The organism is Pediococcus ethanolidurans (assembly GCF_964062635.1).
Lineage (GTDB): Bacteria > Bacillota > Bacilli > Lactobacillales > Lactobacillaceae > Pediococcus > Pediococcus ethanolidurans.
Window position 1 is genome coordinate 1 of sequence record NZ_OZ061251.1, and the last position, 16,211, is coordinate 16,211.

14 protein-coding genes and 3 pseudogenes are annotated in these 16,211 nt (G+C 37.5%); 8 read left to right on the forward strand and 9 right to left on the reverse strand.

What is annotated here, in order from left to right; translation table 11 throughout:
• From AB3219_RS10825 to AB3219_RS10835, 3 genes and pseudogenes are all read left to right on the forward strand, one after another.
• Positions 1 to 217, forward strand: a pseudogene (locus tag AB3219_RS10825) (plasmid replication initiation protein); the annotation flags it as partial.
• A 155-nt stretch (positions 218 to 372) separates the two neighbouring features.
• Positions 373 to 570, forward strand: coding sequence for a hypothetical protein (locus AB3219_RS10830; RefSeq protein WP_054519257.1), 198 nt, complete (start codon positions 373 to 375; stop codon positions 568 to 570).
• A gap of 50 nt (positions 571 to 620) precedes the next feature.
• Positions 621 to 1,442 (forward strand): Fic family protein, encoded by an 822-nt coding sequence (locus AB3219_RS10835; protein ID WP_021731053.1) that lies wholly within the window; start codon positions 621 to 623, stop codon positions 1,440 to 1,442.
• Here AB3219_RS10835 and AB3219_RS10840 read toward each other — a convergent pair.
• Together AB3219_RS10840 and AB3219_RS10845 are read right to left on the reverse strand one after the other, a co-directional pair.
• On the reverse strand, positions 1,432 to 1,710 hold the full coding sequence (locus AB3219_RS10840) for a hypothetical protein (protein WP_260289867.1): 279 nt from the start codon (positions 1,708 to 1,710) through the stop codon (positions 1,432 to 1,434). The genes AB3219_RS10835 and AB3219_RS10840 overlap by 11 nt on opposite strands.
• A gap of 22 nt (positions 1,711 to 1,732) precedes the next feature.
• Positions 1,733 to 1,960 carry a hypothetical protein gene (locus AB3219_RS10845; RefSeq protein ID WP_003555660.1) on the reverse strand — a complete coding sequence of 76 codons (228 nt, stop codon included), beginning with the start codon at positions 1,958 to 1,960 and terminating at the stop codon, positions 1,733 to 1,735.
• Positions 1,961 to 2,212: 252 nt separating this feature from the next.
• Between AB3219_RS10845 and mobQ the strand changes: the two genes are divergently transcribed.
• A complete protein-coding gene (mobQ, locus tag AB3219_RS10850) occupies positions 2,213 to 4,276 on the forward strand; it encodes a MobQ family relaxase (RefSeq protein ID WP_367369467.1) in 2,064 nt (687 codons plus the stop codon).
• A gap of 4 nt (positions 4,277 to 4,280) precedes the next feature.
• Positions 4,281 to 5,870 (forward strand): annotated as a pseudogene (locus AB3219_RS10855) (DNA topoisomerase); the annotation flags it as partial.
• Positions 5,871 to 6,055: 185 nt separating this feature from the next.
• Here AB3219_RS10855 and AB3219_RS10860 read toward each other — a convergent pair.
• Entirely contained in the window at positions 6,056 to 6,613 is a 558-nt protein-coding gene (locus AB3219_RS10860; RefSeq protein ID WP_367369468.1) for a YiiX/YebB-like N1pC/P60 family cysteine hydrolase, read from the reverse strand.
• A gap of 156 nt (positions 6,614 to 6,769) precedes the next feature.
• Here AB3219_RS10860 and AB3219_RS10865 point away from each other — a divergent pair, with 156 nt between their 5' ends.
• Both AB3219_RS10865 and AB3219_RS10870 read left to right on the forward strand, forming a co-directional pair.
• Positions 6,770 to 7,285: a biotin transporter BioY gene (locus tag AB3219_RS10865; RefSeq protein WP_181407284.1), complete on the forward strand. Its 516-nt coding sequence runs from the start codon at positions 6,770 to 6,772 to the stop codon at positions 7,283 to 7,285.
• A gap of 36 nt (positions 7,286 to 7,321) precedes the next feature.
• Complete coding sequence (locus AB3219_RS10870; RefSeq protein ID WP_007124647.1) at positions 7,322 to 8,326, forward strand: biotin--[acetyl-CoA-carboxylase] ligase; 1,005 nt, start codon at positions 7,322 to 7,324, stop codon at positions 8,324 to 8,326.
• Positions 8,327 to 8,553: 227 nt separating this feature from the next.
• Here AB3219_RS10870 and AB3219_RS10875 read toward each other — a convergent pair whose 3' ends face one another.
• The 3 genes from AB3219_RS10875 to AB3219_RS10885 all read right to left on the reverse strand — a co-directional run bounded on the left by AB3219_RS10875 (position 8,554) and on the right by AB3219_RS10885 (position 11,164).
• On the reverse strand, positions 8,554 to 9,726 hold the full coding sequence (locus tag AB3219_RS10875; protein WP_010010282.1) for a cyclopropane-fatty-acyl-phospholipid synthase family protein: 1,173 nt from the start codon (positions 9,724 to 9,726) through the stop codon (positions 8,554 to 8,556).
• 70 nt (positions 9,727 to 9,796) lie between these two features.
• Entirely contained in the window at positions 9,797 to 10,288 is a 492-nt protein-coding gene (locus AB3219_RS10880; RefSeq protein ID WP_010010281.1) for a DUF1836 domain-containing protein, read from the reverse strand.
• Between the two features lie 27 nt (positions 10,289 to 10,315).
• Positions 10,316 to 11,164: a DegV family protein gene (locus AB3219_RS10885; protein WP_010010280.1), complete on the reverse strand. Its 849-nt coding sequence runs from the start codon at positions 11,162 to 11,164 to the stop codon at positions 10,316 to 10,318.
• Between the two features lie 475 nt (positions 11,165 to 11,639).
• Between AB3219_RS10885 and AB3219_RS10890 the strand changes: the two are divergent.
• Positions 11,640 to 12,810, forward strand: a pseudogene (locus tag AB3219_RS10890) (IS256 family transposase).
• Between the two features lie 388 nt (positions 12,811 to 13,198).
• On the opposite strand, the gene AB3219_RS10895 reads toward AB3219_RS10890, so the two are convergent.
• The 3 genes from AB3219_RS10895 to AB3219_RS10905 form a co-directional block, all read right to left on the reverse strand.
• On the reverse strand, positions 13,199 to 13,645 hold the full coding sequence (locus tag AB3219_RS10895) for a universal stress protein (RefSeq protein ID WP_260275083.1): 447 nt from the start codon (positions 13,643 to 13,645) through the stop codon (positions 13,199 to 13,201).
• Between the two features lie 32 nt (positions 13,646 to 13,677).
• The gene (locus AB3219_RS10900) at positions 13,678 to 15,273 is read right to left on the reverse strand and encodes an Nramp family divalent metal transporter (RefSeq protein WP_340600244.1); all 1,596 of its coding nucleotides are present in this window, start codon (positions 15,271 to 15,273) and stop codon (positions 13,678 to 13,680) included.
• 469 nt (positions 15,274 to 15,742) lie between these two features.
• Positions 15,743 to 16,192, reverse strand: a complete 450-nt coding sequence (locus tag AB3219_RS10905; protein WP_003600575.1) for a cupin domain-containing protein — start codon at positions 16,190 to 16,192, stop codon at positions 15,743 to 15,745.
• Positions 16,193 to 16,211: the final 19 nt, after the last annotated feature.

Below are 16,211 nucleotides of genomic sequence, written 5' to 3' on the forward strand. Positions count from 1 at the left end.
CCCACTAGACGATGAAGAACTAAAATCTTTGATGACTAAAGCCTTGAGACGCTACTTTAACGCCCTAAGAAGCAATGAAAAGCATATCAAGAACGTGGAAAACTACTTGTACGGCACCATGCAAAACCTATTTGGCGTTTGGTGGAATAAACAAGCGGCTAGAGAATATGCGGCCAAACACCCCGAAGAACAGAAAACTGACAATGAGCGTTCTTGAAATTAAACGTCATATGGACTCATTTAAGCCATTTTAAGTGTTACATGCATAATTATATTAAAACTACTTTAAAATCGCTTAGAAGTAAAAATAGGTGCCTTGAGTGGCCAAATTGACGATAGCTGAGCTAGAAAAACGGGATAGGAGCTTTTTAAATGACCAAACCCAGCAAAGAAATCGAAACAATTGATCAATTGTTGGCTGACCCCTGGGCAGTCAATATTCAAGACATTTGGGAACAAGCGGCATATAATCCAGATCCTGATAAACGCAAGCTGTTTGACGCGTTACCCACTTACCTCTTAGATAAACGCCAAGAGCAAATTATCAACGAAAAGCATTTCGTGATTTAACATGGACAGGTCAAATAATCAGTGACTGAAATAGAAAGGAGGCACAAAATATGGCTAAAACTCGAACATATATGGACAAGTATAAATTCACAGCTGCAGAAAACCAACGGTTTGCCCGAGCAAACTTTACCAAGTTAGTGCATACTAATGCTCGTTTTGAAGGCGTTAATACCACTTTGCCACAAACACAAACTATTATGGACGGTATGAGCGTAGCAGGAGTACCTGTTGAAGATGTTTTGACGATTGTTAATTTAAAGCGTGGGTGGCAATATATCACTGCTCAAAATTCCCCTTTAACGTTAACCATGGAAAAACAAATCAACAAGATTGTGGCAGCGGAAGACGCCTTAGTACCGGGAGAATTACGGCAAGGGAAAGGAGGAGTTGATTTAGGTAGTGAAGACTTTTTTGAACCACCTTTAATTAACGAAAAACAAGAACAATCCTTTTTACAAAAAATCTTGGCTGATCCACGAACGACGATTACTGATAAAGCATTGACTGTCATGTATCATAATATGCGCCAACAAATCTTTTGGGACGGGAACAAAAGGACGGCGACTTTAAGTGCTAATAAAATTATGATTGACGGTGGTGCAGGCCTAATCAATGTGCCGTTAGATAAGTGGGATCAATGGAACGAACTAATTGCCAATTATTATCGAACTAATGACATGGCTAAAATTAAACGGTGGACATATGACAATGGCATTCAAGGATTACAAATTAGAGCAAACTTAGCGCTTAAATCAGTTAAAGACAAAACTAGTAAAAGAATTCAAAAACAGTTAAAAGATTTTGCGGATCAGAACCCAGAAATCAAGCCCAAAAATGATCCAGAAAATAAAAACGATCGGCCTAGTTATTAGGTTGATCGTTTTTGAGTTTATTCGGTTTATGGGTATTAACGTAATCGGCAAATGTTTTTAAAAGTTCTTCGGTTTGTTCGACCGATAGGTTATTAGCTTGAAAGTACTTTTCTAATAAAGCCCCTTTTTGAATTAGTCGGCGAGAACGGGCTTTGCGGGCTTGCCGATTTTCATAGTATTTAGATTGCCGTAATTTAAAATCTTCCCGCTCAATTTTTTGTTTTAAACGCGCTTGCTGCTCGACTAGTTTTTCATATTGATTAGACATGGAATTTCCCCATCTCGTATGGCTAATGATCTACGGACTTTACCTTTAAAAATTCAGAAAATTGCTTGGCTAAAAGCTTAATCTGATCGTTAGACAAATTAGCATAATCTAAATTGGCTTGACTGATGATTTGTTTACCTAGCCGTTGTTCAATCTTATTTTTTTCGTCCTTAATTTTTTGATTGAGGGCTTTTAATTTAGCTTCTTGTTTTTCTAAGTTACTTTGAGACATAACGATCCCTCCAATCATATTAGAAATAATCACCGAAACTATATCATATAAGAAACGTTAAGTCAAAGTATAAAATTTGAAATAGCGAAGCGGAAGGCATACACTAAATTAAAGTCAAGAGAATCAGAAGACTGAGTGTAACGAGGTCAATGCGCACTTACACACAACAACTAAAGTTGGTTGTGTTATTGTGATAAACACTTGTATTAGAAGTCGCCGTTGGCGACAACAAAATCAAACCCATAAACCCAAAGAAAGGTGGTGACCGACATGGCAATTTTTCACATGAGCTTTAGTAATATTAGTGCTGGAAAAGGAAGAAGCGCAATTGCTGGAGCAAGTTATCGAAGTGGCGAAAAATTATTCGATCAAAAAGAAGGCCGAAGTTATTTTTATGCTCGGTCGGTTATGCCAGAAAGCTTTATTTTAACACCAAAGAATGCGCCAGAATGGGCGAGTGATAGAGAGAAATTATGGAACGAAGTTGAAAGAAAAGACCGTCGAGCAAACTCACGGTACGCTAAAGAGTTTAACGTGGCTCTACCAGTTGAATTAAGTGAAGATGAACAGAAAAAATTATTGACAAAATATGTACAAGAAAATTTTGTTGATGAAGGTATGGTTGCTGATGTGGCAATTCATAGAGATCACCCAGATAATCCGCACGCTCATGTGATGTTAACTAACCGTCCATTTAACCCAGACGGAACGTGGGGATTGAAAAGTAAACGAGAAAACATATTAGACGAAAACGGGAACAAGACTTATACAGGAAATAGTCGTTTCCCAAGATCAAGAAAGGTGTGGTTAGTTGATTGGGATAAAAAAGAAAAAATCAATCAATGGCGGCACAATTGGGCGGCAAGTGTAAATCAGGCTTTAGAGCAAAAAAATATTCCCGATCGGATCAGCGAAAAATCATTTATCGAGGAGGGAATAGATGATACACCAACTCAACATGAGGGAATTAATAGTAAGCGGCATGAAAGAAAAGAATTTAACCAACAAGTTAAGAACTATCGTAAGTCCAAAGCTGGCTATAAAAACAACCAAGAAAAAGTAATCAATAGAGGTCATTTAGATAGCCTAAGTAAACACTTCTCGTTTAATGAAAAACGGGTAGTTAAAGAGTTAAGCCATGAACTGAAAACTTATATCAGTTTGGAGAAATTAGATGATAAGCGGCGCATGCTATTTAATTGGAAAAACAGCACCTTAATTAAACATGCGGTTGGTGAAGATGTGACTAAACAATTATTGACAATTAACCAACAAGAAAGCTCACTCAAAAAAGCAGATGAACTCTTAAATAAAGTAGTTGATCGCACTACGAAAAAACTTTATCCAGAGCTTAATTTTGAACAGACCACGCAAGCTGAAAGACGAGAATTAATTAAGGAAACCGATAGCGAACAAACAGTTTTCAAGGGTAGTGAATTAAACGAACGTTTAATGAATATTCGTGATGATTTGTTGGCCCAACAATTATTGACCTTTACTAAGCGGCCATACGTTGGTTTTAAGTTATTAATGCAACAAGAAAAGAAAGTCAAAATCGAGCTTAAATATACGCTGATGATTCATGATGATAGCTTAGAAAGTCTAGAACACGTTGATCAAGGTCTACTAGAAAAGTATTCACCAACCGAGCAGCAAAAGATTACTCGCGCAGTCAAAGATTTGCGAACAATCATGGCTGTTAAGCAAGTCATTAAAACGCAATACCATGAAGTATTGAAAAGGGCCTTTCCCAAAGGCGATTTAGATGAATTACCAATGACTAAACAGGAACAAGCCTATACAGCCGTGATGTACTATGATCCTGTTTTAAAGCCATGTCAGGCTGAAACAATTGAACAGTGGCAAGCAAATCCACCACAGGTGTTCAGTCCCCAAGAACATCAACAAGGACTAGCTTATTTATCGGGACAGCTTAGCTTAGATCAGTTAGAAAATCATCACTTACAACGGGTTTTAAAGCATGATGGCACTAAACAACTCTTTTTTGGCGAATGCAAAGCTGATCCGACGATTAAGAACAGTCAGATCGAGAAAATTCAAATGCAGTTAAAAGAGCAACAAGCCAAGGACGACCAGTACAGAAAAGCAAATATCGGACATTATCAACCACTGAACTACAAGCCAGTTAGTCCAGACTATTACTTAAAGACGGCCTTTAGTGACGCGATCATGACTGTTCTATATGCTCGTGATGAAGATTACCAACGGCAAAAACAAGAACGCGGCTTAAAAGAAACCGAGTGGGAAATGACGAAAAAGCAGCGGCAACACCAAACTCGAAACCGGCATGAAGATGGGGGCATGCACTTGTAATCACAAAATTAGCGATTGGTTAATTGGAATGAATGGCAGCCCTTTATACACCTTGCTATTAAGACAAAACGGGGTGCGCGGGGTGTACTCGATTGGTCGAGTACAGACGCCAACTTTGTATATGGTTTATCAAAGAGACCAGGCAATCAAAAACTTTAAGCCGGAACCCTATTTTGAACTAAATGCTGAAATTCTTGCTAATCAGCAAAAATTTGTCGCAAAATTAGACCCCTATCAGCGATTTAAAGATGAAGCAGGACTAATAACATTCATGCAAGCTAAGCGCGTTCAGAAAGGCTCGCAGGCCGGTTTAATCAAGGACGTCCAAAAACAAGACAAAAAGCGTGCTAGTCCACAACTATTCTCACTATCCAGTCTGCAAAGTGCCATGAATAAACGGTATCATGCCAGTGCCGGCCAAACCTTAGCCGCCATTCAGAGTTTATACGAAGCTAAGTTCCTTAGCTATCTCCGAACCGATTGTGCTTATATCACTGATGAAGAATTTGAGTATTTAGTGGCTAATCTGACGAAGTATCTGGGGTTAGTCTCTAAGCAAGTCGCTTTAACCAATACCACGCCAAATAAGCGTTATGTTAATGGAAAAAAAGTTGAAGAACACTACGCCATTATCATGACAAAAGTTGTCCCGACGAAAGATCAATTAGCTGCCTTACCTAAATTACAGCAACAGGTCTATGATTTGGTTTTAAGAACCACATTAGCCATGTTTTCTGATCCGTACGAGTACGAGGAAACCACCATTATCACCCAAGTTGGTGACGCCAATTTTAAAGCAACCGGTAAGGTCCCAACTAAGCAAGGTTGGCAAGCTTTATTTGATGATCACAAAACCGACCAGCAAGAGGCAGCCACCCTACCGATCGTTCACCAAGGCGACCAAGCTCAAGCGAATCTGCAAACACCGCAAAAAGAAACGACACCACCGGTACCCTTTACCGAAGGTACCTTAATTACGGCAATGAAGACGGCCGGTAAAACACTTGATGATGAAGAAGCCCAAGCGATTCTTAAAGATGTGCAAGGCATTGGAACGAGTGCAACCCGGGCAAATGTGCTGGAAGTGTTAAAGAAGCGCGGCTATTTAGTTACTGAAAAGAACAAGCTCCACGTCAGTGAAGCGGGGATCACTTTATGTAAATCGGTTGAACTCGAACCCTTGCTAACTAGTCCAGAAATGACGGCTAAATGGGAGCAAGCGTTACAGCAAATCAGTACCGAAGAACGCACCCCGGATAACTTTTTGAGCCAAATTAAGAAGTTCGTAGTGAAATTGATCGCTGATGTCCCAACACAATTAACTGGCAGTGCAGCCATTAAGCAACAAATCAATCACCAACAGCAAGCGCAAAAAGTTGCCGAGGTGTTCTTAGAAACACCACAAGTAACTGTCATAAATAAACAAAAGTTTTACATTGTGAAACCCAAGCAAGGCGAGGACTTTACCCTACCCAAGAAATGGAGCAGCAAAACATCACGATTGAAGTATATCGGAATCATGGGAACCGGTTATGATGTCGTTGATATTTTACGCTCTCCTATTTACCTTGTAGACTCGATTATTGAGCACTGAGATAAAAATAAAACATAGTTTTTCCAAGATTATAAGGCAAACTATTTACATCCAGATAGCCGTATTAACCAGCTATCTAGATTGTAGTCTTTTTAATATCAGGGATATGGGATATCCAGCAAGATCGTGTTTTAAACTCACGTAATCGTTCACCTAAATGGCCAAATAATTGTCTGTATTAAAAGTCAGCTGTTGATAGCTCCTATAAATTTGAGATGGCCTTGGCTAATTAGTGAGTTCGGACTACTCCCTAACTGACCATTAGGTACCGGCAAGTCTAAATTTTCATAATACTGTTGCCATTCAGGCAAAACAGAGCCGTTAGGGCCAAATACCATTGGGGATAGATGAAATATATTTTCATCTTTAAATGCATTAACCACGTAGTCCGAACAGTAATATCCTGGCTGATCTAATCTGAAGCTCAGATTGTATGGTGCTTCTAACATGGACTTGGCTCGTTTTAGTATTTTGAGGGGATTTATTAAAGGGCTACTCTTCCGATAAACGTCAATCAATCCTTCTTCGGAAATAAATAGATCTAACGGTTGACGAATGCAACCATGGTCTTTGGTTGCATGGAGAACAAAAAAGTCAGTGCCTTCTTTTTCTACTATCCCGATATGGTAATAAGCTAGTGGTCGATCTAAAAACGTTTGTTTTGTGCCTCTAATGATCATCTCTGACAGTTTATTTTGTGCTTTTTTAACAAGTAACAGATCGCCTGTTTTCAAACTAATCAAAATTAGCAGTCTCCCTTCCATTATTCGAATTTTAGTAACCCTTTATTTGACTAATGGGTTACTAATAGCTATAATAACACTGTTTTTGAAAAATCCATACTTGGAGTGATCATATTGAAACGTAGTAACACCACAAGATTATTAACGTTATCTGCAATGATGGTAGCAATCTTAATTATATTAGGCTTCTTCCCTGGTATTTCGTTGGGATTTATTCCAGTACCTATCGTTTTACAAAACATGGGAGTGATGATGAGTGGTGAGTTGTTGGGACCTAGGTATGGGACCATCTCAGTATGTCTATTTTTATTATTAGCCTTCATCGGTATGCCCATACTTTCTGGTGGTAATGGTGGTATGGCTGTCTTTATTGGACCAACTGGCGGCTATCTTATAGCTTGGTTATTTACGCCATTACTAATTGGTCTATTAATTAATCGTTTTCAGATTTACAATAAGTCTTGGATATTTGAACTGCTCATTTTATTATTAGCCGGAGTGATTTTTATTGATTTGGTGGGTGCTATATGGCTCTCTTACCAGTCTCACATTACGCTGATTGCCGCTCTTATTTCAAACTTAGCATTTATACCAGGAGATCTTATTAAAAGTGCTTTAGCAGTTATTATTGTTCGCCGTATTAGAAAAGCAATGCATTTAAGCTTATTTTAGTTATTGTTTATCGCTATTTAATTAGGAGGTGGTTTGATGAAAAATAAATCAACCCAAGAAAAAGTGGTGTTAGAACTTTTGACTAATTTAGATACGTGGGTATCTGGTGACTATCTAGCTAAAAAGTTTCAAGTCAGTCGTGAAACCATCTGGAAGGCTATTAATAATTTAAAAAACAAACGAGATTATCCAATTGTTAGTCGTAAGAAACGTGGGTACATGCTTCATACAGCACCGTATTTAGAAGCCGACTTAATTAATATTTACAGCCATAAGCAATTAACAGATAATCTGCATGTCTTTAAAGAAGTTACATCAACCCAAGATTTAGCAAAGCAATTTTCTAGTAAGCACTGTATTACCAGGCCAACCGTTTTTGTTGCCGATAAGCAGACTAACGGTTATGGAAGACGAGGTCGCTCTTTTTATTCACCACCGACTACAGGCCTTTATCTCAGTATTATTCTGCCTAACCAACAACAAACTGTTATTCAACCCGGACTACTAACAACTGGGATTGCCGTGAGCATCACCCATGTGCTTGAAAAGTTTTATCCAAATAAAGAATTTCAGTTTAAATGGGTAAATGACATCTATCTAAATTATCATAAGGTGGGCGGAATTATTACGGAGTCCATTTTTGATCTTGAACTGGGGGCGGCCTCAGCTTTCATTGTTGGTGTGGGAATAAATTTAACAACTGTCAAGTTTCCAAAAGAGTTGGCAATCAAAGCCCAAGCTATCGATAATGACAATTCAGTTAACCGCAATCAATTAATTGCCGAAATAATCCAAGCAATTATAAACGGATTTTTAGACTATACGAACCCCCAACTATTGGCGGAGTACCGGAAAAAATCGATTGTTTTAGGAAAAGTGGTTTCTTTAAATACTGGGTCAGAAGTTATTCAGGGAGTTGCTCAGAAGATTGAAGATAATGGTGGTATAACCATTAAAAGGATAGATGGAACATTTCAAACCTTTACAAGCGGTGAAGTAATCAAAACTGGTTTTAAGTATAAAGGAGATCATATTGGATAGCTTAATTTATGGATTATGTGTTGATAATACGGGACGTTATGAGCACTACCACAATGATTTTGATATTGCCGCTTTAAACTGTAGCTACTATCGAAAGTGTTTTTCCTACTCTAAATAAGTTAATACTAGGGAAGGGCACCTGATTTAAAAAATGGAGTTTACTACAACTCATTTTTTAAACAGGTGCCCTTTTTTGAACATTATTTGAATAATTTTCCTAGTAATAGTTAATTATAAATGTAATTGCGTTTCATCGGCAATCCTGTACCACTAGGTGCATTCACTAATAAGTACTGAATAACATCTATATTGCCTGATTCGAAGGAAGCGGCACAAGCTTGTAAGTATAGACTCCACATTCGATCAAAACGTTCACCATATTTTTCGATGACTTGATTCCGAACCTTCTGATAGTTTTGGTACCAGATTTCCAATGTTTTTTGGTAATGGCGTCGTAAGGGTTCAATATCTGAAAATTGCAATTGGGCATCCATAATGTGCTTAATATTTTCAGCAACATTGGGAATGTATCCTCCTGGAAAGATGTATTGATTAATAAATGGATCCACACCAGCACCTTCATGTTGTCCAGTAATGCCGTGAATCAATGCTTGTCCTCCTGGGGCCAAAAATTCTTGAACCTTTTTAAAATATAGTCCTAAGTTTTCTTTACCAACATGTTCAAACATGCCCACAGATGTTACGTAATCGTATTGACCAGATACTTCACGATAGTCTTCCAATATTACGTGGACCTGATTTTCTAAGTGTCGTTCCTTTATTTGTGATTGTGTATAGTTATATTGTTCTTGGCTCAAGGTAATACCTGTTGCATCTAGTCCAAACTCTTCAGCAGCCATGAATAATAAAGTTCCCCATCCACTACCAATATCCAATAGTTTACGACCAGGATTAGTGGCTAGCTTACGTAAGATATACCGGACCTTGTTCAATTGTGCTTGTTTCAAAGTGTCGGATTCTTTCTCAAAATAAGCACAAGAATAGGTCATTGTGTCATCTAACCATAGCTTATAAAAATCGTTACCTATGTCATAATGTTTTTGAATATCTTTTTCACTATTTTTTTCAGAATGCGATATTTTGGGTAAGTGTTTTAAGAATGAATTATGAGTTAAAAAACTGTCTTTTTTCCGGTAAGCCGATGCGATTAATGTTTGTATACTTCCATCAATCTCTATGTCACCATTCATATAAGCCTCACCTAGAACCAAGGTAGGCTGACTGGTTAGCGATTTAATTGGAATTTCGTGTTTAAATTGTACCTTAATTTCAGGAACTCCAGCGCCATATTTTTCTTTTTTCCCATTCCAATAAGTTACTTCAATCGTTATGTCGAATGCTTTACTGAATAATTCCTTGTAAACCACTTTGTCTAGCACAAATATCCCTCCATTAAAAAAATAAATTATATAACTAAAATATCATATACAAAAATACGTAATAATTTTCCTATAGATCCTGATTTTTCTGAATAAGACGTCTTGCTAAAAACCAAAACAAAACCGATTGAGTCGCACTATACTGTATAAGCATAGTAGATGTGGGTTCTAAACTAATATTGGCTACAGGGGGCATTTTTATTGTTTCTTGAGAACTCTGGTTATTAAATATTTTTACAAAGTTATCATAGCCTTCTGCAGGTGAAGTATCCGCAAGAATTAGTCGCAATCCTTGCTCTATTTCTGATAGTGAGAATACATTTTTAAATACACCGACCACAATTGCTCCTGCCAAATGTTTTCGTGCATATCTCTTCTTGATTGGAGCCTCAATAATCCCTGCTTTAAAATAATTATGCATCATTGTCTTGGTAATTTTTTCCTCAATCATGGGTTCAACAAAAGAATTGGTGATGTCTAATAATTGATCCAAATGTAAATTGAAGCTTGGTAATTCGCTCCATAACGGTAATCTCGGGAAATTATTTTTAGCGAAAGGCAACTTAGTCATCCTCCTTGCACAGAAATATTAATCAATCTGAACTGCAATTCCAATTAGCCCTGGGCCTGTGTGTACACATAATGCTGGGGAAACATCACCAGTATAAATGGTATGTTTTGGAAAGCTATTTCTAAGTTCGGTTAGTACATGACTTGAAATCGCTTTGTCATTGCCCTGAACGACTGCAAGCCTAAAACTTTCGTTTGTTGAAGCATCTTCGATAGCCAGCTTTAATAACCTTGAAATTGCTTTCTTTTCAGAACGAGCTTTTGCTACTGGGTAATATATGCCATCTGAGTCGCACGATATGACTGGTTTAATATTTAAAACTGATCCCACCATCCCAGCCACTTTGCCAATCCTACCGCCAATTCTAAGATATTTTAATGTTGCAATATAAAAATAGACTTTACTTTTTAGCACGGACTGTTGAACTCGCTTAGTGATTTCTTGGTAATCATAATTAGCATTAATTAAGTCTTCTGCGTATGCTGCAATCAATCCACTACCAATACCAATACTTTTTGAATCAATAACTGTTATGATTGCGTTATTGACATTTTCAGAAGCTATTTTAAAAACCTTATTTGTAACTGATAAGCCGCTGGAGATTGTAATAGCAATGATTTTTTTATAACCTCGTTGCTGCAATTTTTTGATATATTGTGATACCAGTCCAAGAGTTGGACTAGCTGTTTTAGGAATATAACCATCTTCAATTAGTTGATACACTTCCTGAGGTTGAATAGTCACACGATCCAGATACTCGTGGTTGTTTGCTGTCACAACTAAGGGAACAACTTCAACATTTACTTGATTTTTTATTTCCGCGGGAATATCTGATGCGGAATCGACTAATAGTCCAATTTTTTTCATTTTCCCTCCATATAGTCTTGATAACCTTATAAATAGTATTCTACACTATATTATGAGGCTGTCAATACTACTATTATTCCATGATAGATTTTTGAAGTTGGCTTCTGATTATAACTTTCTACGGTGTGAGTCGCGTAGACCTGTAAATTCAAACCATCCACATAAACAAATGGGAAAGAGCAACTAACAAAATTGCGCCTACAGAGGACACCTTAGTACTGGAAAAATCAAAGCAGCTCAAGTTTTCAAGACTGATCAAATTAAACTTTCTATTTGCCATTTTTAAACAATAAAACACGCCAAGCTATTGTCATGGGAACAATAACTTGGTGTGTTTAAGTGTGTGAAAAGTACAAACGAGAGCGTAAAATATCTTGTGTAAATGCATAAAAGATTTCTGAATTGTATAGAAATAGGGAATGCCTTCCCTTATGATATTTAGTAACCACAGAAAACATCACAGGAGGCATTCCCCATGAATGAACTTACCACAGAAATTATCGCTGCACTAGCCCAAAAGCAAGATTTGGACGAAGTTTTTCGTCACCACCTCGAAATTGCGATTAACCAGCTGCTTCAAACCGAATTGGCAGAGTTTTGGGGTTACGAACGCTACTCATACGCTGGGATTAACACTGGTAATAACCGCAACGGCAGTTATGAGCGCTCGTTTGATACGAAGTACGGCCAACTTAACTTAACCATTCCTCGAGATCGCAATGGCCGGTTTGAAAATCATACCTTGCCAGCCTACGGTCGGCACAGTGATAATTTAGAAACAACGGTCATTCAGTTGTATACCAAGGGAATTACCACTGCTGAAATTGCCGAACTCATTGAGAAAATGTACGGTGCTCACTACTCCAAAGCCACGGTTTCCAACATGACTAAAGCCGTCAATGAACAGGTTCAAGCTTTCCAGCAACGTCGACTGGCTTCACAATATGCGGCCATCTTCTTAGATGCCACTTACTTGCCGTTAAAGCGGGATACCGTTCAAAAAGAAGCCGTTCATATTGCGATTGGCATTCGTCCAGATGGTACGAAAGAAGTGCTGAACTACCAAGTGGCGCCAACGGAATCGACTGGAATCTGGACTGAACTGCTGGGAACCTTGATCAAGCAGGGCGTTAAAGATGTGCTGTTGTTTGTGGGGGTTAGTTGGTTTGGATGAAGGCTTGAATCGGCATTTCCCTAAAGCCAAACGACAACGTTGCCTGGTTCATGTTGGGCGGAATCTGATGAACAAGGTTCGCGTAAAAGACCGCAAGGCCGTGATCAGTGACTTTAAACAAGTTCATCGGGCCGCCAACCGTGAAGCAGCCGAACTGAAACTGAATGAGTTCGCCAACAACTAGCATCAGACCTATCCCAAATTAATCAAAGATCTGCTTAAAATGCCGAATTTACTCACTTTCATGGACTTTCCACCAGCTATCCGGCAATCACTATACTCCACTAACCTGATTGAGAACTTTAATAAGCATCTCAAGCGCACCACCCACCACAAAGAACAATTTCCAACGGAAGATTCACTGGATCGCTTCCTGGTTTCTCAGTTTAATGTTTATAACGAGAAGTCTCTGAAGCGGATCCACCGAGGGTTCAAAGGACTCCAGGACACCTTGGAAGCATCATTTATTTAAGTTAGATACATATTATATGTACGAAGGCATTTCATTTACACAAGATTCTTGACGCTACCAAGTTAAGTAATCGTGAATAATGACAGTTTAATGATATTACTAAAATAAACTAGCCTAAGGAACTTTTAACATGAACGACACGAAAAAACAAGCAAATATAAATCGATAATTCAGAACCCAAATAATGATTTTTGTTTAAATTCACCAACAATAGTTGAGGAGCAAACAGATGTTCTAGAGCCTCCAACACACTAAAAGACCCCTTCAACACTTAATTGAAGGGGTCTTTTAGGGGATTGAGAGAGTGACACTTTGTCGTGCATTAATTGTCACTCTTAACCCAAAATAATTAAGGGTGCTTAGCTAAGCAAGAGAACCAACTATTAATCTAGCGAACCACCATGACAGAAATCGGAGCATATTTAGCCATATAAGCCGCTTGCGAGCCAAAATACTTTTTAAGCCCCTTTTTAGCTAACGAACCAATTACTAATAGGTCTGCTTTGGCCGCAGGAATAACATTCTTAACAATAGTTTCTCCAGGATCGCCTTCATCAACTACTGTATCGACTTGATCCACGCCTGCTTCTAAAGCTAACTTACGATAATGTTCAAGGTGTTCAACTAATTCTTTACGTTCTCCATGAACATAATCTTTATTTAAAGCTTGATAAACATTAACATCATCGTGTTCAAGAATTGAAGTGATAATCAAGGAAGCTTTGGCTTGATAAGCTTCAGCAATTGCATACTGAAAAGCCAGCTGAGCATCTGGTGAATCATCTACACCCACTAAAATTCGTTGGAATTTTGTGTGCTGAGAATTATTAGACATAATAATATCCTTCCAATCTATTAGGTTCTAAATTACACATCTTCACTTTCATTATAATGTTCCGCAGTGGTTTCAAACCGTTTAGGCATTTTATTGCGACTTTTATATAAATCAACAACAGTCCAAATTAATAAGGCAACAATGCCAACAATAATGAGATAAGCAATCATATGAGCTAATGATACTTGACTTGCAGAAGGATTGGCACCGAAGAAAGCTATAATATTATCTGGTAATCCCTTCATATTCAAAATAGTTAAAGCAATAACTGAGAACCATCCTAATATTTTAACCCACAGAGTATTTTTAAAACGATCGCCCATTTCCTTGTTATTATCAGTCATCATTAATAATGGCAACATTGAAAATGGTAAGTCAAAGGCTAGAAAGACTTGGGAATTATTCATTAAGGTATTTAGTGCCTCATGTTGTTGAATTGGTGTTTCTTTACTAGTCATAGCTACACAAATTAATACGGGAATAACTGAAATTAGACGGGTAACTAATCGACGCAACCATAATGGCATCTTCATGTGGATGAACCCCTCCATGATGACTTGTCCAGTTAAAGTACCCGTGATCGTTGAATTTTGACCAGAAGCTAATAGTGCTACTGCAAATAAAATTGACAAAGCACCAGATTTAGCAACGGCAATTAAAATACCGTTACTTAAAACAGAGGAATCAGACAATGCTTGAAAGAGTCCAAAGAAAGAAGGATCCTTTACGGCACCGGTTTTAAACACAGCGACTCCCATGATTAATAACAGTGAGTTAACAACAAAAGCGAATGAAAGTTGAATGTTAGAGTCCCAAGTAGAAAATCTCACTGTTCGAGCAATATCATCTTGATCATTATGATCGACTTTTCGTGTTTGAGAAATAGCTGAATGCAGATAAAGATTATGGGGCATAACTGTCGCACCAATAATTCCTAAGGCCCCACTCAAAGGATTTTGACCACCAATATTAGGTGAACCGGCAAAAGTTTCACCAGTTGGAATCAATCCCTTGAAAACGCCAGCCCAATCTGGGTGTGATAAAGCGACTTCGTAAGCAAAGACAAACAAAATTACTAAAATTAAACAAACGACAATTGCTTCGATTTTGCGGAAACCGACTTTAGTTAATAATAGCAATAACAGAACATCAAACACAGTAATAAACACTGCATAGACTAATGGAATATGAAATAACAAATATAAAGCAATCGCGGCCCCAATAACTTCAGCAATATCAGTTGCCATGATTGCAAATTCTGTTAAAATCCATAAAACAATTCCTAAACTTTTACTTGTTCGTGCTCGTGTAGCTTGAGCTAAGTCCATTTGCGACACAATGCCCAGTTTAGCCGCCATATATTGAAGTAACATGGCAATTAAACTCGACATTAAGATTACGGACATTAATAAATATTGAAAATTTTGGCCACCGGTAATAGAAGTTGACCAATTACCAGGATCCATATAGCCTACCGCAACTAAAGCACCGGGTCCGGAATACATAAATAACGTTTTCCAAAAGCCTTGATCTTTTGGAACTGTAATTGATCCATTAATCTCCTCCAAAGAAGGACCATTTGCATAGTGAATCAAATGTTGCTTCTTTGGAGATTTATCTTTTACCATTTTATAAAACCTCCTTAAAATACATACTAAATTTTATCACAATTTAAGCTAATGTAAATATGATTTTAGGCAAAACGAACTTTATTTTAAATAATTCATAATCATTTATAATTTATGCGTCAAAATTAACTAAACGTTCTAAGAATAATTAAAAATTAAAGAGATAAGTAGATTATTTTTAAGAATATATCGAAATAGGTCTTAGAAAGATTTACAGACTTTATTTTGTGTAAAAAATAAAGAGCTGTTATAAAAATTCCACTAAAAATTTTTATAACAGCTCTTTACATATTTTGAAATTAAAAGGGTGGAACTATGTTCCGCTCTTTCGGTTGTATAAGTCCCGATTGCTAAATGCAACTAAAAAATTATTAATTGCATAGTTCAGAAAAAATTCTAATTCAAATTATTTATCAAAGAATACCATTAGTTCTTGACATAAATCATATCTTTTGATAAATAATTTGTCTTATTCACCAGTACCCTCCAGAGGGCCCTCCTGCTTAATTGCATCGGCTTTAGTGGCTTCATTAGTTCCTTTTTGGTGCTTGACCGGTGAATAAATAGAGAAGACCTTCATGGTCTGTTTTCCAGCGTTGATCACGTTATGCCAAGTGTTATCAGGAACAACTACAGCCTCTCCCGGATGAATTTCCTGATCAACTGTTAAATGATCTTTATCTTTCCCCATTTTAACGTGGCCAATACCGGCTACTAAGTAAATAAGTTGATCATTACCATGATGAATTTCCATACCAATATCACCACCTCCGGCTGGGATAGCCATTAATGTGATTTGAAAATGATCCCCGGTCCACAAAGTAGTTCGATAATTTTCATTTTCCAAAGCAGCCGATTTTAAATCAGGTGCAAAGGGTGCTGGACCGTAGTCTCCTAAATCTGCGCTTTTTTCTAACATAATAAACACTTCCCTTCTA

Coding starts and splice junctions, on each gene's coding strand:
- AB3219_RS10835 (WP_021731053.1), top strand. CDS start 621: ATGGCTAAAACTCGAACATATATGGACAAGTATAAATTCACAGCTGCA.
- AB3219_RS10865 (WP_181407284.1), top strand. CDS start 6,770: ATGATGGTAGCAATCTTAATTATATTAGGCTTCTTCCCTGGTATTTCG.
- AB3219_RS10905 (WP_003600575.1), bottom strand. CDS start 16,192: ATGTTAGAAAAAAGCGCAGATTTAGGAGACTACGGTCCAGCACCCTTT.
- AB3219_RS10830 (WP_054519257.1), top strand. CDS start 373: ATGACCAAACCCAGCAAAGAAATCGAAACAATTGATCAATTGTTGGCT.
- AB3219_RS10895 (WP_260275083.1), bottom strand. CDS start 13,645: ATGTCTAATAATTCTCAGCACACAAAATTCCAACGAATTTTAGTGGGT.
- AB3219_RS10900 (WP_340600244.1), bottom strand. CDS start 15,273: ATGGTAAAAGATAAATCTCCAAAGAAGCAACATTTGATTCACTATGCA.
- AB3219_RS10840 (WP_260289867.1), bottom strand. CDS start 1,710: ATGTCTAATCAATATGAAAAACTAGTCGAGCAGCAAGCGCGTTTAAAA.
- AB3219_RS10845 (WP_003555660.1), bottom strand. CDS start 1,960: ATGATTGGAGGGATCGTTATGTCTCAAAGTAACTTAGAAAAACAAGAA.
- mobQ (WP_367369467.1), top strand. CDS start 2,213: ATGGCAATTTTTCACATGAGCTTTAGTAATATTAGTGCTGGAAAAGGA.
- AB3219_RS10885 (WP_010010280.1), bottom strand. CDS start 11,164: ATGAAAAAAATTGGACTATTAGTCGATTCCGCATCAGATATTCCCGCG.
- AB3219_RS10870 (WP_007124647.1), top strand. CDS start 7,322: ATGAAAAATAAATCAACCCAAGAAAAAGTGGTGTTAGAACTTTTGACT.